The sequence below is a fragment of the Nocardia sp. IBHARD005 genome (assembly GCF_052814245.1).
In genome coordinates this window covers 980549-998617 of the sequence record NZ_CP199935.1, presented here as the reverse complement: position 1 = coordinate 998617, position 18069 = coordinate 980549, and the positions used below count along the sequence as shown (strand labels likewise).

Below are 18069 nucleotides of genomic sequence, written 5' to 3'. Positions count from 1 at the left end.
CTGTCGTCGGTGTTGCCGGCCCTGATGTGTGGATCGAGGCTGTCCTGGCGGCCGGTGGAGACCCAGGACATCGAGGAGACGCCGACCCGCGAACGGTTCGGCGTTCCACACGCCAACCGGCAACGATACCAGCCACGCATCACCGACCCACAATCGGGCGATGGGCGACCACCACCGCCGAGCCTCGATCCCCTCGGCGAAGCAACGTGACCGCCGATGCCTGATCGCTACCGGCGAAGCGAGGTCACCGTTGGCGCTAGATCACTACCGGCGGACCTGGGTCGGTCGCCCGCGCGGGACCGGGAATCAGGTAACGCAAAGTGTCGATGCCGGGGGTGATGCAGGCGCCGTCGTCGACGAGCAAGCCGCGCGCGGTGGCGATGCCCTCCCGCGGGACCGTGTTCGTGTACGGGGTGAACGCGCAGCTCACCGATTCGGCGGCCGAGGCGACGGCGGGATCTGGCTGGAATGCGACCAGCGCCAGCGCGCCGACCACGGCCGGTGCGCCGAAGAAGCCCTTCTTCACCTTGCCGAGCAGTTTGCCGCGGCGATCGTCGTCTTCGGAATCGTCGTACTCGAGCGCGTGCCGCGGTGCGCGGGCGGGCGGACCGGAAGGACGCGGCGGGTGCGCGGCAGGTGGACCGGCGACGAACCCGGCCGGTCCCGGCGGTTGGGCGGTGGGCGGTGCCGTGGGTTGCGCACCCCACCCGACCTGCGCGGCGACCGCCTGACCTGGATGCCCGGAGTCCGGATAGTCGTCCTCCTCGTCGTCGAGGTCGGGCTCGGTGACCAGCAGATGCGCGGCACCGAGTACCAGCGCGTGCATCGGATGGTCGGCCACGTGCAGTCGCTGACCGAGATGGTTCTGGAAGGCGAAGCGCAGCGCGTCGTTGAAACAGACATTGCCGGCCAGCAGCACCGTCGAGGTGTCGGCGCCGATCGAGCGGGCCGCGGCCATCGCCTCGATCACCACGTTGTCGGCCGTGCGGGCGTCGCGCAGCGCCTCGGCACCGACCGAGACCTCCGTCGATTCGGTCGGCTGTTCGTCGTCGCCGTGCACCGCGACCACCAGCAGCGAGCGGCCGTCGGAATAGATCCCGGTGGCGCCGACGCCGTCGCGATGCCGCTCGCTGGGCGGGGACACCAGGCCGAGCGCGCGCACATAGCCCGAGAGCGCGACGCTTTCCGGGAGTGGTTCGACGATCACGTCGAGCTGCTCGACGAGCGCCGCGTACACGTCGACCTTGTCCTCGGGCCAGCTGTCCGGATACGGCAACGCGACCACCTGCGGCTTGCCCTGCAGGTGCTTGCCGATCGCCGCGAGCGGGTTGTAGAGCCGGGCCCGGAAGACGAGCTCGGCCGGCCAGGTGGCACCGGCGATCACGATCTGCGGATGGCCGAGGATGTCGCGCACATCGGCGATCGCCATCCCCAGATCCGGTCGCTGCCGGTCGACACCGGCGGTGTGCAACCTGCCCGCGGCATCGGCGAGCAGGTAGGCAGGCGGGGTGTAGGTGCCCTCGACCTGTACCGGGCGGACCGGGATCGCACCGCCACCCGCGGCCACGGACACCACGTCCCACCCCAGATGTAGGGCCCCAACTCGAACGGTCACAGGATCAAGTGTGCCCGGTCGGCGACAGACACGCGCATCTTGCCCACCGAAATGGTGCTGACCTCGCCGATCATGCTCGGTACCGCGAGGCATGCTCGGGCGCCCAGCGTGGTTACGCGAGCTGGCGCCTGCTGGCGCTGACCGCTCATGCCTGTGACTTCTTCAGTCGTAGCCGGCTCCAGGTGATCAGCGCGAGGATCGAGGTGATCACGATGACCATCACGATGTCGAGGATCCAGATTCCCGCGTTGTGGTCCCAGAGAGTGTCCGGCTGCGCGCCCCAGAAGATGTCGCGCAGATTCACCGTCGAGGCGCCGGATGCGTAACCCCAGCGGGCCGGGAACAAGTACGACACCTGCTCGAGGCCGGGACGGTCGGTCACCGGGATAAGGCCGCCCGCCATCACCAGCTGCACCATGATCATCACCACGAGCATCGGCATGACCTGCTCGCTGGACTTGGCCAGGCTCGACATCAGCAGGCCGAACACGACACAGCACACGGCGGTCATCGCGATGTCGATGTACAACTCGATGCTGCCATTGGGGATCAGCGAACCGCCGCCGGGAGCCTTCTTCCCGAGCAAGGTAATGCCGATCAGCACCGCCGACTGCAGGAACGCGACCGCGCTGAACACGGCGATCTTGGCCAGCAGATACGCCGAGGGCAACAGCCCCACGGCGCGTTCCCGGTGGAAGATCGACCGCTCACCGACCAGGTCTCGCACACTCAGCGTGGCACCCATGAAGCACGCGCCGAGAATCAGCACCACCAGCAACTGCTGGGTTTCGCTACCACCGGAACGAGCGAACGAGCCGTCAGGTTGAGCGACGAGCGGGCCCGGTGCGAACCCGTTCGCACCTGGCACCACCAGCGACAACGCGCCGAGAATGAACGGCAGCACCAGCAGGAACACCAGATAGCCGCGATCGGCGAAAATCAATCGCACCTGTCTGCGGGCCAGCGTCGAGAACTGACGTGTCCCGTTCGACTGCGGCGGCGCACCCACATTGCCGCGATTCGGTTGCGCGGGCGGCGGTGGCGGCACATACGCCTGCCTGGACCGATACTTCGCGAAAGCCTGATCGGGGTTGGCCGCGACCTCGGCGAAGATCTCCGCCCAGTCGCTGGTACCCATCGCGGCACCGACACCACCCGGATGACCGGCGAACGCCGTCTTACCGCCGGGAGCCAGCAGCACCACCTGGTCACACATATCCAGGCAGGCGACCGAGTGCGTCACCACGATCACCACGCGACCGGCGTCGGCCAGCTCGCGCAGCATCTGCATGACCTGTCGATCCAGCGCCGGGTCGAGGCCCGAGGTGGGCTCGTCGAGGATCAGCAGCGACGGACCGGTGAGCAGCTCCATCGCCACCGACGCGCGCTTGCGCTGACCGCCGGAGAGCCGGTCCACCCGGGTATCGGCATGCTGAGTGAGCGAAAGCTCTTGCAGCACACCGTCGATCACCTTCTGCCGGTCGGCCTTGGTGGTATCCGGCGGCAGCCGCAGCTCGGCGGCGAAGCCGAGCGCCTGGCGAACGGTGAGCTGACGGTGCAGCACGTCGTCCTGCGGCACCATGCCGATGCGCGAACGCAGCGCCTCGTACTCGGCGTGCAGGTTGCGACCCTCGAAGGTCACCACACCGCCGGAGGGCTGGGTATTGCCCGCGATCAGCTTCGACAGCGTCGACTTGCCCGCGCCCGACGGTCCGATCAGCGCGGTCAGCGTCCCACGCCCCGCCGTCATGTTCACATCGACGAGCAGTTGCTTGTTGCCCTCGACCGTGAACCCGACCCCGTGCACCGACAGCCCCTGCTCGGCGACCGGCTTCTGCCGATGCGCCAGCGCGCCCTGGGTGACAACGAAGTCGATATTGCCGATGGTGACGATGTCGCGCTCGCGCAGCACCGAGCGCTGCTGGCGGTGACCGTTGACGAAGGTGCCGTTGGCCGAGCCGAGGTCCTCGATCACCAGGCCCTCTGGCGAGGACAGCAGCTTCGCGTGCGCGCGTGAGGCCAGCGGATCGTTCACCACGATCTGGTTGTCCGAGGTGCGGCCGATGCTCAGGCCACCCGGCGGAATACGGTCACCACGCGCGACCGGTTCGGTCGAGGCGGCCTTGCGGACCGGCGGCAGCATCGACGAATCGGCGCGGCGGGTCATATTGATGTTGTCCTGCGGCTGCGCGGGCAACTGCGAGGTCGGCACGTAGTGCGGTTGCGGTGGTTGCGGGCGCGACGGCGGCTGGAAACCGGGTCGCTGCTGCTGCTGCGGACGTGGCTGTTGCTGGTGCGGCTGCGAAGGCGGCGCGACCATGGTCGCCGCGTGGCGCGCCCCAGGCGCCGCGGGGACCAGGTGCAGCAGCGGCCCGGTGATCGCGTCACCCAGGCGTACCTGGGTGGGCCGGTCGACCGATACGGGCTGGTTCAGCCTGCGCGCGTCGACGAAGACGCCGTTCGTGCTCCCGTTGTCGGCGAGTACCCAGGCGCCGTTGCTGAATCGCAGAGTGGCGTGCACACGCGAGACCAGCGGGCTGTCCACGAACAGGGTGACCTCGGGCGCACGGCCCATGGTGATCTGCTGGCTCGCTTCGAAGACTCGTTCGGTTCCATCATGGCGCACGGTGATGGTCTGCGCCCCCGGTGAAGACATGGAGCGGATACTATGCCATCGCCCGGACATCGGCGGTGCCCCCGAGACGGCTTGGAGCCCGATCCGGCGATCGACCTGCACGTGTATCCGGCCGACCAGGGGGACAGATGCCGAAAGCCCAAGTGTTCGTTGCGATTTCTGTCGTGCTATGCGCGCTGCTGGGTGTCGGCTGCACACGGGCGGTCGACGGGCACGGAGTCTCCATCTACGACGACCCGTTCCAGGTGGCCGGATTGCCGACCACCGGTGGGCCGAACGGTCCGCGAACCGGCATCGCCGATTCGGCCCTCACCGCGGAAAATGGTGACGGCGGCGAGGTGGACAAGTTGGCCCTCAACGCGATCGACGACATCCAGGCCTACTGGCAGGCAGGCTTCGCCACCGAATTCCCCGGCGAGACCTTCGACCCGGTCGAGAAGCTGATCTCCTGGAACGCGCGCGCCGCCCGCAGCCAGGCGGTCGAATTCTGCTCCGAAACCACCTACCACCTGGTCAATGCCGCCTACTGCCGCAGCGACAACTCCATCGGCTGGGACCGCGAGATGCTGCTGCCCACCATGAGTGAGACCTTCGGCACGATGTCGGTGGTGATGGTGCTCGCCCACGAGTACGGCCACGCCATCCAGACCATGGCCAAGATGGTCACCAAGAAGACGCCGGTCCTGGTGAAGGAACAGCAGGCCGACTGCTTCGCCGGGGCGTTCATGCGCCACGTCGCCGAAGACAAGTCGAAGCACTTCACGATCAACACCTCCGACGGGCTGAATTCCGTACTGGCCGCGACTGTTTCGATTCGCGACTCCGATCCCGACGACCCGGAGAGCGTGCACGGCTCGGCCTTCGAACGGGTCACCGCCGTGCAGATCGGGTTCACCGACGGACCGCGCGGCTGCAAGGGCATCGACGAGAACGAGATCAACTCGCGCCGCGGCAACCTCCCGCAGAGCTTCGCCGACGACAGCGGTCGCGGCGAATACCCCGTCTCCAAGGAAAACCTCGTCGAGCTGAGCAAGGCGCTGCAGGCAATCCTGCCGGTGAAGGAGGCGCCGACCTACGACTACGCGGGCTCACGCATCGACTGCGAGGACGGCACGGTCACCGACCCGGTCACCTACTGCCCCGCCAAGAACACCATCGCCACCGACGTCGCGGGCCTTGCCGACCGCGGCGCCACCGATACCGACGACGACGGCCCGCTGCCGGTGAAGGTCAGCGGCGACTACAACGGCTACGTGGTGTTCATCTCCCGCTACACCCTGGCCGTGCAGCGCAGCCACGGCCAGCAGCTGACCGGCGCGAAGACCGGTCTGCGCGCGGCCTGCCTGTCCGGGGTCGTCACCGGCGCGCTGGCCCGCTCCGACCGTCCCGTGAGCCAGGGCGACATCCAGCTGTCCGCGGGCGACCTCGACGAAGCGGTCTCGGGCCTGCTCACCGACGGCCTGGCCGCCAGCGACACCGAAGGCAACACGGTGCCAAGCGGATTCTCCCGCGTCGACGCATTCCGCGCAGGCGTCCTCAACGGTGAAACCACCTGCCTGTCACGGTATAGCTGAGTTTTTGGCGCGCTGGCGCGCGCGTGTCCGCGGCCCCGAGGGGCCGCCGGTCAGGCACCGTTGCTTGCTCCTTCGTCGCCTACGCAACGGCGCCTGACCGGCGACCCGGCCGCGGACCGGCCACTTCGTGGCCGCTGCTCCCTATGGGTCGCAGGTGGGGGGTGGGAGTGCGGTCATGGCGGACCAGGGGTTTGTCGGGGTGGCTGGTCGGGGATGTCAGCCGAACGGCGGTGGTGCGGCCGGTTCGTAGCGCAGCACTCGGTTGCCGATCATGACCTCGGTGCCGGGTACCAGCACCATCGGCTGGTTCGGCGTGAGACGCACCCAGTCGCGGTAGCCAGGGTGCCTGCTGCGGGTGCCGTTGGTGGAACCGCGATCGATGAGCTGCACATCCCAATTCACCAGGTGCACTTCGGCATGCGCGCGCGACATGCCACCGGAGGTGTCGTCGATGCGCAGCGGGATGAGGCCACGCGTGGCCGCGTCGGAGTTCTCCGGGTCACGCCCGATCACCGAGTCGGCGGCCATCAGGTAGGTCATGCCGTCGTCGAGCACGAGCATGCCAAGCGGCGGGCGAACCACCTCGGCGAGCGCCTGGGTCTGGTCGACCGGCATGCCGCACACCGTGCAGAACGCCGAGCGCGGATCGCTGGGGTGCGCACGCGCGCACTTGAATCCCATCACCTTCACCGTCAGCACCGTCGACTTGGCCGTGGCCTCGAGCCTGCGCTGCAGGTTGGGATCCGGCTCGGGCGCGGGATTGGTTCCGGCGTGCTGGGTTTCGGCGGTGTGCGGGTCGGGGACAGGTGTGTCGACGGTGCCGTGTGCGGTGCCGGTGACCGCGTCGAGCATCGAGGTAGCCGGTTGCATCCCCGTCGCGGGCTGCTCGGAAGGTCGTGAATCCGGTTGCGGCGCACGTGGTTCCCGGTCGATGCGCGCGGTAGGCGGTGGCGGCCTCCGGGTCCGGCCCGCCGGTTCCGCGGTCCGCACCCGGCTGCGCACATCGTTGGACCACATCACGGCCCCGCCCGCCTGCGCGATTCCTTCGACGAGCCAACCGATTCCGCGCTCCGGCGGTAGATCCGGGATGCGCCCCTTGGCATCGTCGACGAACAGCGCGACCGCCTTCGCCGGCTCCGAAGCCACCCGATCGACGGTGAACGCCGCGTCGCTACCGCGGTAGTACTCCGGGCCCCGATCATCGGCGAGAACAGCGGTCACCGAACCGTGCAGGAAGATCGCCACGCCACCGTTGTCCGCGGCCGAGAGCACCCCGAAATCGATCGGCACCCCCGGCGAGATCTGCTCGGCGTACTTCATGAGCCAGCGGGTCGCCTCGCGTGCCACCACCGAACCCGGCCCCGACGGTGCCTGCTCGTGCGCGTCACGCACCAGCTCCGCCAGCGATTCCAGCGCGACCGCCGCGGTATCACCGGGCGTGAGCTTGCCCTGCCCGCGATGCGCGACCACGATCACCGCGCCCGCGACCCGTGCGACCGCGTGACTTCCGAGCACCACTTCGACCTGCCGATCCCTCACAGGTATCGGCCTCTACCGGAACTGCACAGCAGGGGGGTCGCCATGTCATCCAGAGTATGGCAAGCACCCCGCATCAGTCCTCCTGGGCGGGTTCGGTCCGGTAACTTCATACCTAGTGGGCGCAGCCGCGAAGCGTTCGTCACCTCTCTTGCGCATGGCCGCAGCGTTGGCGGAGGGACGCATATCGCGGGAGGACATCAAGGGGCATGTGATGATCGATTCGACCAAAATTCGCATCGCGCTCGCCTTGGGTGGGGCCCTGATCACCCTCACCGGCTGCGCGGTCAGCGGCACGGCTGTCGCCGGTGAGCCCGATGTGCGTGGCCTGGAGACCGGCACCTTCGCCACCGACCGGCACACCTACACCGACACCGCGGGCAACAAGGGTGCGCTCGTCGAGGGTGCGCGGATGTCGGCGGCGGTGGTGCCAGCGGTGCGGATCGATCCTTCGCTGTCGCACGGTCGAGGCGGTGTTGTCGTCCCCGATATCGAACGCGCGCTGGATTTCGTCGCCAACGTCTCCAAACCTGTTCTGGAGAACCGCAAATTCATCACCGGCTACGTCGCCCTCGGCGCCGACAAGGCCGATCCCGACGGCGAAACCCGCCCCGGCCCCGAAGCCACCGCACTGACCACCGCCCTGTTCCGGTTCCCCACCACGGCCGCCGCGACGCTCGCCGCGCGCGAACTCGAGGACGTCGACCTGGCCGTCTCCCCCGACAACCGCAAACTCGCCTCCGCCAAATACCCCGACGCCTACCTGCATTGGCGCCCCGGCATTCCCACCATCGGCGCCTTCCTCGCTCACAAAGAGTTCGTGATCTCGCTGTTCATCCAGCGCCCCCGCGCCGACGCGACCGACCTCATCTCCTGGATCGACAAGAACCTCGCCGCCGAACTCGCCCAGCTGGCGAAGTTCGCACCAACGCCAACGGCGAAGATCTCCGACCTGCCCGTCGACCCCGCCGGACTACTCGCCCGCGCCGTCGTCGATGACCGTTCCGCCATGCAGCCAGGCCAGTACTCCTTCGCCTCCTACGCCCCACAACACCTCGTCAACAAGGCAGCCGACCTCACCGCCCGCCAAAACCTCGTCGACGCAACAGGAGTCGAAGCCCACGCGGTCGTCGACGGCGGCGCCGTCACCCGGGTACGCGACCAGTCCGCCGCCCAATCCCTCATGCAGGGCCTCATCGATTCAGCGGGCCACTACGACCCGATCACCGCCCCCGCCGACGTCCCCACCGCGACCTGCCTGAAACTCAACGACAACGGCAACATAGAAGACGACTACGTCTACCGCTGCTACGTCGCCTACAAGCGCTACCTGGCCATGGTCAGCGCCGACGGTGAGCCCGAGGTCCGCCAGAAGATCACCGCCCAGTACGCCCTGCTGGCCAACAGTCTGTGACTTCGCTCAGCCCCCACTCCTCGAATGCGGTGACGTAGGATTTCGCCGACAATGTCGGCAACTATCCGACCCAACCCCGCCAGATCGGCACGGTCGCGAACCTCGACCAGGGCCGCTTCATCGAGGCCGAGCACCTCGGCGACTTCGTGCCAACGCCCGCCGATATCGATCCCCGGTTCGTCCACACCAATCCGTCGATCGCGTCGGTCTTCCTCGACGCCGGAGCCGCGCTCGGCAAGATCATGGCCGTCGACCGCTTCGCCGAGGTCGCCCCTGATTTCGTCGGCGGATTCGTGAGCTCGGCGGAGACCGAGCCCAAGAATATGGGCATCGACATGGTGAACGCCGTCATGATCTTCCCCGACGCGCAGAAGGCCACCACCGCCGCCATCGAGCTGGAGAAACTCGATTTCGGCTACGCCCCGAACAATCAGCGCATCGAAATCCCCGGTTACCCCGCGGCGACCGCCCACTGGCAGCCCGACCAGCAGTCGATCGGATCCTGGTTCGCCACCGGTCATTTATCGACGAGCAACTCACCAAGATGAGCGCCCATCAGGTAGCCCTCTCCTGGGGCGCGATCGCCGTCCGCACCCCTGACGCATCCACCGCCCGCCGCGCGGTCACCGAGAAGATGTTCCCCTGGTAGGTAGAAGCCGACGCCGCCAACACACCCAACCTTCCCGATTCCGCCTGCGTGGAGAACAAACGCCCCGGCGCCTCCAAACGCTTCAGCTGCATCCTCGCCTACAGCGAATACGTCGGAATCGTCAGCAGCAACCAGCTTTTGGATGCCCACCAACGCGCGGCGGCGCAGTATGCGTTATTCGCCAATACCCGGTAGTCCACTACCGGCCTCGCCGGTCGACGTCAGGTCCTGCGCACAGCGCGGCCGTGCGACGGTCGAGTAGTATCCTCGCCGAGCACTAGGCAAGACACGGGCGACCAGCCCGACAACACGACCACAGTGTGCGGCCTGGCACTACGAAGGCACGGAGTAATTGCGGGGGGGATCCGATGAAGTTGCGAACAAGGCTGCTCATACTGGCCGTGGTCGGTACCGTCGCGGCGGCGGGCTGTGCGTCAGCGGTGCAAGGCGCTGCTGTACCGGGCCAAGCGCCCGTCGACATATCGAAGTTGAAGCTCGGCAGTTTCTCGCCCGAGCCAACCTCCTACGGGCTGCCCGAATCGTCGGAACCCGATGATGTTCGCCGACACGAGTCGAAGCGGATGCTGAACTTCGTCATTCCCGCGACCGATGTCGACCCGGAGATCAATGCGCTGACCGGTGTCGAGACGTTCACCGTTCCGAGTGATCCGTTTCGTTCGCCGGTCCTGCCCGACAAGTACCGACCAGCGATGTTCGACAACAAACTGGTGGCCGGCGTCTACGTCGTGCGAACCAACGGCAACATGCGCAGTCTCAAAAAGCTGATCATCTCGGTTCTCCGATTCCCCACCGAACAAGCCGCGAGCAAGGCCGGGGACCAGATGGTTCACGCATCTCCGGAAGAGCCGACGCACGTATTCGCTGTCGCGGGTCACCCAGATATCCGGGCATCGTCGAAGGACTGGGCATCCAGCATTGCCTATGTGACCAGGGGAAGCTACCTGGTCATCGCCAATTACAGTCAGCCCCAACCGGATGAGACCAAGGTCAAGGCAAGCCTCGAGAAGGCGCTCGACCTACAGCTCGCCGAAATGGCCGAGCTGACACCGACACCGTTCGAAGACGTCCTCGACATCCCGTTCGACCCCGACGGCATCATGCGGCGAGCTCTCCCCGAGGCGTCGGACTACTCCGATCCGTTCTCGACCGACATCGACTTCTACGCCTACGAACCGTCAGGTCACTTGCACTACGAGCGGAATCCGGTGGTGATGAAGCAGGCCTATGCCGACAGCGGCGTCGACCTGATCGGAAGACGCGCTGGAATCGTATACCGGACACAAGACCTCGCCGGAGCATTTCGCCTGCAATCCGCCTTGGTGACCCTAGGCAAGAACGATGAGGAGATCGACCCGCCACCCGGGCTCATGGACGCTCGGTGCATAAAGCTGTACGAAGCGGATGCGCTCCGCAACTACGACCTGTTGTGCGCGGTAGTCCGCGACCGTTACGTCGGCGTCGTGCTCGCCAAGACCAAGGCGGGCGGAAGGATCGACCCCGGTCTGTACGAAAGGGCGGCAGCCCAATACGCGGTCCTGGCGAAGAGCGAGTGAGAAGAACCATGAGACTTGATCTGCGACTCTGTGCCGCCCTCATCGCGATGGTCATCGTTACCACTGGATGTGGAAGCGATAGTCAATCCGATACGCCCACAGTAGATTTGAGCCAGCTCGACACAGGGAATTATCAATCAACGCCCCGTGACCCGAATACCTCCAAGGCTGACGACACCGGCCTGGCGATCGAAGCTGTCCGCCTCGGCGCAGCTGTTCCACTTCCCTACGATGTGGACCGCAGCTACGGGTTCCAGCGTCTGAGCAGCCCAGTCGTGCGAATGACCTCGAAAATCCCCGGGACGATGACCAGGATCGACGACGAAGTGTTTCCGGAGCTGACCAAGGGCCTCATCGTCGGATGGGAAACCATGGGCGAACGGCGCATCCAACCATTCCTCGGCCGCCAAGCCTGGATTTACGTCTATCGCTTCGGCACAGCTGCCGAGGCCGCGACAGCAGCGCAGCGCATCCCGGAGAAGCAGCAAGAGCGCGGCGCGGGTATCGCCGTGGAAATTCCGGGTTTTCCGAAGGCCCGAAGCAATTGGGCCCGCACCGCACTGGATTCGTGGATGGCGCAGGACACGATGGTTTTCGGGGTGCGACTGGATGATCCGATGACCGAACCAGCGGATCCAGCCGCGGCGATCGAGTTCACGAACAAGGCGTACACCAAGATCATCGAGATGCTGCAGGGTTATTCCCCTACCCCCGCCGACAAGATCGCCGCGCTGCCGATCGATACCGACGGAATGCTGAGTCGGACCCTGCCGAGCGACAAAAACTACTGGGTCGGCAATCTCCCCGTCGGTGCCGTAGAACCTGCACAGGCCGCGCTGGCATACGACAACACGCCAGGAACCACCAAACCCGCGTTCATCGACGCCGGTGTCGACCTGGTCTCCAGCGATTCCCCCTACTTCCGCGTGTACCGGGCAAAAGACTCGAAGGCAACCGAACGCCTCCAGGCTGCGCTGTTAGCACCACATCTCGACGATCTGAAACCTGTCGACAGCCCCCGGAACCTTCCCAATGCCGCCTGCTACGACCGCAAGGAAGACCTCAAGAAGACCGGTGTCAAAGCGACCTGCTACGTCGCCTTCGACCGGTACCTCGCGCGCATATCCGGCTTCAATATCCAGGAAGTCAGGCAGCAGACCTCCGCCCAGTACAAGATGCTCGCGGCCGACCGATGACTACGGTGCGTCCCCCTTGGAGAATCGAGAGACCACAATGATCGGATTCGGCGGCGACATGAACCGTCGCATCGTGACGGCGATATTCACGGCGTGCGCGCTGGCAACCGCGTCCGCCGGTTGCGGTTCGACAGTGTCCGGCGAGGCGCAGCAGGCCACGCCACCCAAGACCACCCTCGATGTCGGAAACTATCCGTCGGCACCGCGGACAATCGGTAATGCCAAGAACGACAAGCAAGCCCGTGCTCGCGAGTCCCAACGACTCGGGGACTACGTCATCCTCCCTTTCGAGGCCGACCCGGCATACATCTCGTTGAGCGGGTTCTTCCCCACCCCGATCGTCCTGAACCGCAAGGGCCTCGGCGGAATGGTTATCAATGACACCTTCGACGATGTCGCCAAGGACCTCACCGCGGGGTGGGTGAACTCGTGGTCGACGGTCGACAATGCGCTGAACAAGGGCCGACAGGTGGACATCGCCGTCCTGATGTTCCCGGATGCCGCGACGGCAAAGGTGGTGGGTCCGACGCTCGAGCACGACGACTTCACCTACAACACCGACAACCAACCGGTCGAGATCACCAAATACCCTGGGACCAGCGCGCATTGGCGCCCCGGCATTTCATCCATCGGGTCGTGGACTGTCCACGACCGATATGTCGTCTTCATCAAGCTCGATGACGAGAGCCAGCCAGCCGACCTCCCCTCCCTCACCGGCCATGTGGAGCGCATGCTCGAAGTCCAGTTGCCGTTGTTGGACAAGTTCACGCCTACGCCCACACAGGACCTACCGCACGTAGCACTCGACGTCGACGGATTGTTGGGTCGCACGCTGCCGAGCAGCTCGGAGAACCCGACGAGGGCGCAACCCGACGGGCTGTTCACCGGCCGTGGCTATTTATCCCTAGTGGTCAATGCTGGGCCCAAGGCCCTCGCCAGGTTGGACGAGTTCGAGATCGACCTCATCTCCTTCGGCGAGGCAGTGATCTTCCGCAGTCGCACACCGGAGGGCGCGCAACGTCACTTCTCGGATCGATTGAAGGCAGCCGAGTCGATGGCCACAGGTAGTCGTGTATTCAAGCGGATCAGCCCGCCGCCCGGTCTCAGCGAGAATGTCGCCTGCTACACATTCATGACCACAATCGACGGCAAAGAAGTGAGCGCCTCGGCAAACTTCTGTGGGTTCCAGACCGATCGGTACTACGTCGAGGTCGAAAGCACCCAGGTCCAGGACGTGTACCAACAGCTCAACGCCCAGTACGCGATGCTCACCGGCAAGTAAGCGGGACTTGTCGCTTACTTGCTAGATTGCGTCCGAAGGCTCGTTGTCCGGGCGTTCTACAACGAGAAGGAGTACCGAATGGCGTTGCGGCCCGGCGCAATTGTCGGCGGCTACCGAGTGATCAATGTACTCGGAAGTGGGGGCATGGGCACTGTCTACCTGGCCCAGAACCCGATCCTGCCCCGAACCGACGCGCTGAAGGTACTCAGTGCGGACCTCTCGACCGACGCGGAGTTCCGCGCCCGGTTCGAGCGCGAAGCCAACCTCGCCGCAGGGCTGGACCATCCGAACATCGTCGCGGTGTACAACCGCGGCGAGGAGGACGGCCAACTCTGGATCGCCATGCAGTACATCGACGGCGTCGACGCGAGCGATGAGGCGAAGAAGGGCCCCTCGGTGATGACGCCCGTGCGCGCGCTGCGGATCGTGTCGGAGGTCGGCAAGGGCCTCGACCACGCGCACCGTCGCGGTCTGTTGCACCGAGACGTGAAACCCGCCAACTTCCTGCTGGCCAAACCCGAGGACCCCGGCGAGGAAGAGCGCGTGCTGCTTACCGACTTCGGCGTCGCCAAGTCCGCGGAGGACAGCCAAGACCTCACCGCGACCGGCAGTTTCATGGCCACGGTCGCCTACGCTCCGCCGGAGCAGCTGGTCGCGAACAGACTCGACCACCGCGCCGACATCTACAGCCTCGGCTGTGCCTTCTTCAAGCTTCTCACGGGGCAAAACCCTTATCCGTCGACCGTTCCCGCGGTAGTGATGATGGGTCATCTCCATGAACCCCCGCCGCGGGTTACAGCAGTTCGACCCGATCTGCCGCCTGCCCTCGACCGCGTCATCGCCAAAGCAATGGCGAAAGAACCGGCCGATCGGTACAACACCTGCCGGGAATTCATCCGCGAGGCCGAAGCCGCCCTGCTCGGCACGCCGAACCAGGCGCCGGGACCACACTCGACGGATCCGCGATACCCAACGCAAGGCGCCTTTCAAACAGGCGGCTCATACACGACCGCTCGGACCGACGTCCACGGGAACTACTCGGCACCACAGGGTTTCACTTCGCGAGTCGGCGCTCCCGATCAACACCTTGTCGATACCCTGCGTCGCACCGACGGTGGCGCCAGGAGTAAACGCCGCCGGTTCCTCCTGCCTGCGATCATCGCAGTCGTTGTCGCCGTCGCAGTCGGCTCGGCAACGTACTTCCTCACCAGACCGTCCGCCGATGCGACCGCGACCGACCAGAGCATGCTCGCCGACGTCCGGAAACAGCACCCGCAGTTCGACAACAAAACCGTCGCAGCGGTGAACTTCACCGGTTCCGCGATGGCGGTCTACCTCGGCGGGAGCCCGCAGGCGGATTTCTTGCAGGACATCGGCTTCCGCTACACCTCGAAATTCAAAGCCGCCGGCAGTGAGACCGCCCCACGCTCGGTCTCGCTCAACTCGTCGTCGTCGGATCTCGATGCCGAAATCGTCATCGTCCTGCGAACCGACAACCAAGCGGGCAACGGCGGACTGCGCGGCCTACCGTCCGGGCTGATGTACGGCTCCGCCAAACTTGTCATCGTTGACGACCTCAATGCGATCCAGCCATTCCAGGTCTGGACCGAACAGTCGCCACAGCGCCTAGTCGAAAAGCTCGTTCCTACCATCGCCAAGACCGTGACCTAGGCTGATCCGGTGGAAACGCTGCAGTATGCGGGAGCCCTGCTGAAAGTGGCTCCGTTCTATGTCGAATCAGGAGTTAGTGGGACATGGCGTTGAATCCTGGAACCATCGTGGGTGGATATCGCATCCAACGGATCCTCGGCGCGGGCGGCATGGGCACTGTCTACCTCGGCAAACACCCGAGCCTGCCTCGCATGGACGCACTGAAGGTCCTGAGCGCCGAGCTGAGCCGTGATCCGGAGTTCCGGGCTCGATTCGAACGCGAAGCGAACCTGGCCGCAGGTTTGGACCACCCGAACATCGTGTCGGTGTACAACCGCGGCGAGGAACACGGCCAGCTGTGGATCGCCATGCAGTATGTCGAAGGCACGGACGCGGCTGCCGAGCTCGCTCGTGATCCGCACGCGATGACGCCTCTGCGCGCTCTGCGGATCACCACCGAAGTCGGCAAGGGTCTGGACTACGCGCACCGTCGCGGTCTTCTGCACCGTGACGTGAAGCCGGCCAACTTCCTCCTGTCCACCGCGACCGACGACGACGAAGAACGCATCTTCCTTACCGACTTCGGTGTCGCGAAGTCCACCGACGACGCCACCGAACTCACCCAAACCGGCAGCTTCCTCGCCACCATCGCCTACGCGCCACCCGAGCAGCTCAGTGGCGCCTCCCTGGACCATCGCGCCGACATCTACAGCCTCGCCTGCGCGTTCTACAAACTCCTCACCGGCCAAAACCCTTACCCCGCAGCCCAACCCGCGATGGTCATGATGGGCCACCTCCACCAGCCCCCGCCCCAGGCCACCGCCGTCCGCCCAGGCCTCCCCCACGCCATCGACCACGTCTTCGCCCGAGCGATGGCCAAGAACCCCGCCGAGCGGTACTCCACCTGCCGTGAGTTCACCGACGCCGCCGCGAACGCGCTGGTACCGGGGTTCGACCCGGTCGGCCACAACACCTCACCGACATACCCGATCCAGGTGATGCCGCCGCGCGAGTACACCGACCCGCGAGCAAACACCTCCCTCCCCGGCCTCACCGCCGCCACTTCCCCGAACAAGACCAAACGCCTCGCAGCAATAGGCGGGGCCGTCGCGCTCGTCGTCGCCCTCGGCGCCGGAGCAGGCATCTGGGCCACCAGCGGATCGGGAACCCCCACCGACAGCCCCCCAACCACCAGCGCACCGACCGCCGCCCTGTCACCTCTCGAACAGGCGCGCAAGGACAATCCCGCGTTCCAAGGCAAGACGGTGACGCTCCTTGACGTCACGCAACAGAAGTTCAAGTTCGGAATCTATTTGTCAGGCAGCCCGCAGACGCAGTTCATGGAAAAACTTGGGCTCGTCTACAACTTCGAATACACGAATACCGAGGGTATTCCATCACCCAAAGAAGTAACGGACGGATCGGGCGCACTCGAGGCGCCCGATGATAGCTACGTCATCGTACTGCGAAGCGATGAGAAGGCCGGCGGGGGTGGCCTACTGGGACTCCCGTACGGAATAACCAGCTCAAGGGCCGTTGTGATCCCCGTCGATGATCCCAGCACGGTGTCCGCCATGAGAAATTGGTCGCCGGAATCCGAGGCGCTACTGGTCAGCAAGCTAGTACCGATACTTAAATCAAAAATACGTTAGAAATCGTCTTTCTACCATGGGGGATGCTTTGCATTTCGTACGGAGCTCATCGAAGTGACTAATAAAAATGCATACCGAGGAGCGGTAAGCGCAGCACTTTCTATCGCATGCCTGCTCGCGACGGGTTGCGGAGGTGGCGCTAGCCCTGCGGCGGCCCCTGAACCCCAGATCGACGTGAGCCAACTCGACCTGGGAAACTACCCGGGCAAACCAGTTCCGTTGGGAACGGCCAAGACTGACGAAGAGGCAGCCCTGGTCGAAGCACGACGCCTGGCCGAGTTCGTTCCCTTGCCAGCAGAGATCGAACCGGCCTTGAATTTCACCTACGGGTTCAATCAAAGCCGCACGTTTACAGACGTCTCACAGCAACCGATTTCTCGTGAACTGACTTTAGGCCGTGATGTGTTTGAAACAACAGCGCCAGGATTCATCTCAGGATACTACAGCGAAGCAAGAACGAACGCTGTCGCAAACCTCTCTTGGCAGCTGAACAACTTCACACTGCTATTCACAGACCCCACGGCAGCGAAGAATGCAGTTCCCGCATTGGGAGACAAGCATTTCCAAGTCCTCGGCGAGAAATATCAACGCACCCAACTCGAAAACTATCCAGATGCTTACGCCTTTTGGTCTCCGGAATATCATTCACTTTTCGCGTGGCATTCGTTCGGGCACATTGCGACTTTGACAATAATACGAGACCATCTCAACCACCAAATCGGCTCTGAAGATCTCACAGGAATGCAGGCGAAGGCCGAGAAAGTCGTCGCTGCGATGCCTGGGAGGTTATCGAAGTTCACACCGACCTCTCGCGAACAATGGGGCACTCTGGATCGGGACATCGACGGCATGCTTGCGATGACAGTTCCCGCGACCAACGACTCGGTGACTAACAAGGTCACGATACCGGCGGTGTACGAGAAGCATGGCGCATTGCAGATCTCACCCGACACTAATGCAGACAAGAAATTGTTTGACGAAACGGGCGTTGATCTAGCTGCATTCAACGGCGGAGCGCTGTACCGGACAAAGGATCCCGAGTCCGCGCGATTGCTGGCAGATCATCGTGCCCATTTCGGTCGCATGTTCGTGGTAGCACCGAGTCCGACCGGTCTTCCGACAGCCACTTGCCACGAAAGTCGCGAGCAATTCCGTGGCGCTTCCCCTCGGTATCATTGCTCAGTCAGCTTCGGCCGATACGCAGCCAATATTGCCGCTAATCAGCTCACTGACGCACACCAGCGGATCTCCGCACAGTACTCACTCTTGGCCAACGGCAAATAGCAACCCGA

13 protein-coding genes and 1 pseudogene are annotated in these 18069 nt (G+C 64.8%); 10 read left to right on the top strand and 4 right to left on the bottom strand.

The window, feature by feature from the left end:
• Nucleotides 1-256 precede the first annotated feature (256 nt).
• Genes ACTWPB_RS04525 through ACTWPB_RS04515 form a run of 3 tightly spaced genes read right to left on the bottom strand, consistent with a single transcriptional unit; the run spans nt 257 to nt 4271 of the window.
• A complete protein-coding gene (locus ACTWPB_RS04525) occupies nt 257-1615 on the bottom strand; it encodes a hypothetical protein (RefSeq protein ID WP_446224449.1) in 1359 nt (452 codons plus the stop codon).
• Complete coding sequence (locus ACTWPB_RS04520; RefSeq protein ID WP_446224448.1) at nt 1612-1764, bottom strand: hypothetical protein; 153 nt, start codon at nt 1762-1764, stop codon at nt 1612-1614. Before ACTWPB_RS04520 ends, ACTWPB_RS04525 begins: the two co-directional genes overlap by 4 nt.
• On the bottom strand, nt 1761-4271 hold the full coding sequence (locus ACTWPB_RS04515; RefSeq protein ID WP_446224447.1) for an ATP-binding cassette domain-containing protein: 2511 nt from the start codon (nt 4269-4271) through the stop codon (nt 1761-1763). Before ACTWPB_RS04515 ends, ACTWPB_RS04520 begins: the two co-directional genes overlap by 4 nt.
• A gap of 107 nt (nt 4272-4378) precedes the next feature.
• Between ACTWPB_RS04515 and ACTWPB_RS04510 the strand changes: the two genes are divergently transcribed.
• Nucleotides 4379-5824, top strand: coding sequence for a metallopeptidase (locus tag ACTWPB_RS04510; protein WP_446224446.1), 1446 nt, complete (start codon nt 4379-4381; stop codon nt 5822-5824).
• Between the two features lie 216 nt (nt 5825-6040).
• Here ACTWPB_RS04510 and ACTWPB_RS04505 read toward each other — a convergent pair whose 3' ends face one another.
• Complete coding sequence (locus tag ACTWPB_RS04505) at nt 6041-7363, bottom strand: FHA domain-containing protein (protein ID WP_446224445.1); 1323 nt, start codon at nt 7361-7363, stop codon at nt 6041-6043.
• Between the two features lie 211 nt (nt 7364-7574).
• Here ACTWPB_RS04505 and ACTWPB_RS04500 point away from each other — a divergent pair, with 211 nt between their 5' ends.
• The 9 genes and pseudogenes from ACTWPB_RS04500 (at nt 7575) to ACTWPB_RS04460 (ending at nt 18061) form a co-directional block, all read left to right on the top strand.
• Nucleotides 7575-8774 (top strand): DUF7373 family lipoprotein, encoded by a 1200-nt coding sequence (locus tag ACTWPB_RS04500; protein ID WP_446224444.1) that lies wholly within the window; start codon nt 7575-7577, stop codon nt 8772-8774.
• Between the two features lie 83 nt (nt 8775-8857).
• The gene (locus ACTWPB_RS04495; protein WP_446226233.1) at nt 8858-9322 is read left to right on the top strand and encodes a DUF7373 family lipoprotein; all 465 of its coding nucleotides are present in this window, start codon (nt 8858-8860) and stop codon (nt 9320-9322) included.
• Nucleotides 9323-9450: 128 nt separating this feature from the next.
• Nucleotides 9451-9618, top strand: a pseudogene (locus ACTWPB_RS04490) (DUF7373 family lipoprotein); the annotation flags it as partial.
• Nucleotides 9619-9791: 173 nt separating this feature from the next.
• Nucleotides 9792-10997: a DUF7373 family lipoprotein gene (locus tag ACTWPB_RS04485; RefSeq protein ID WP_446224443.1), complete on the top strand. Its 1206-nt coding sequence runs from the start codon at nt 9792-9794 to the stop codon at nt 10995-10997.
• Nucleotides 10998-11005: 8 nt separating this feature from the next.
• Nucleotides 11006-12193, top strand: a complete 1188-nt coding sequence (locus ACTWPB_RS04480) for a DUF7373 family lipoprotein (protein WP_446224442.1) — start codon at nt 11006-11008, stop codon at nt 12191-12193.
• A gap of 73 nt (nt 12194-12266) precedes the next feature.
• Nucleotides 12267-13475 (top strand): DUF7373 family lipoprotein, encoded by a 1209-nt coding sequence (locus ACTWPB_RS04475; RefSeq protein ID WP_446224441.1) that lies wholly within the window; start codon nt 12267-12269, stop codon nt 13473-13475.
• Between the two features lie 78 nt (nt 13476-13553).
• Nucleotides 13554-15146 carry a serine/threonine-protein kinase gene (locus ACTWPB_RS04470; protein WP_446224440.1) on the top strand — a complete coding sequence of 531 codons (1593 nt, stop codon included), beginning with the start codon at nt 13554-13556 and terminating at the stop codon, nt 15144-15146.
• An 83-nt stretch (nt 15147-15229) separates the two neighbouring features.
• Nucleotides 15230-16777, top strand: coding sequence for a protein kinase domain-containing protein (locus ACTWPB_RS04465; RefSeq protein WP_446224439.1), 1548 nt, complete (start codon nt 15230-15232; stop codon nt 16775-16777).
• Nucleotides 16778-16951: 174 nt separating this feature from the next.
• Complete coding sequence (locus ACTWPB_RS04460) at nt 16952-18061, top strand: DUF7373 family lipoprotein (RefSeq protein WP_446224438.1); 1110 nt, start codon at nt 16952-16954, stop codon at nt 18059-18061.
• Nucleotides 18062-18069: the final 8 nt, after the last annotated feature.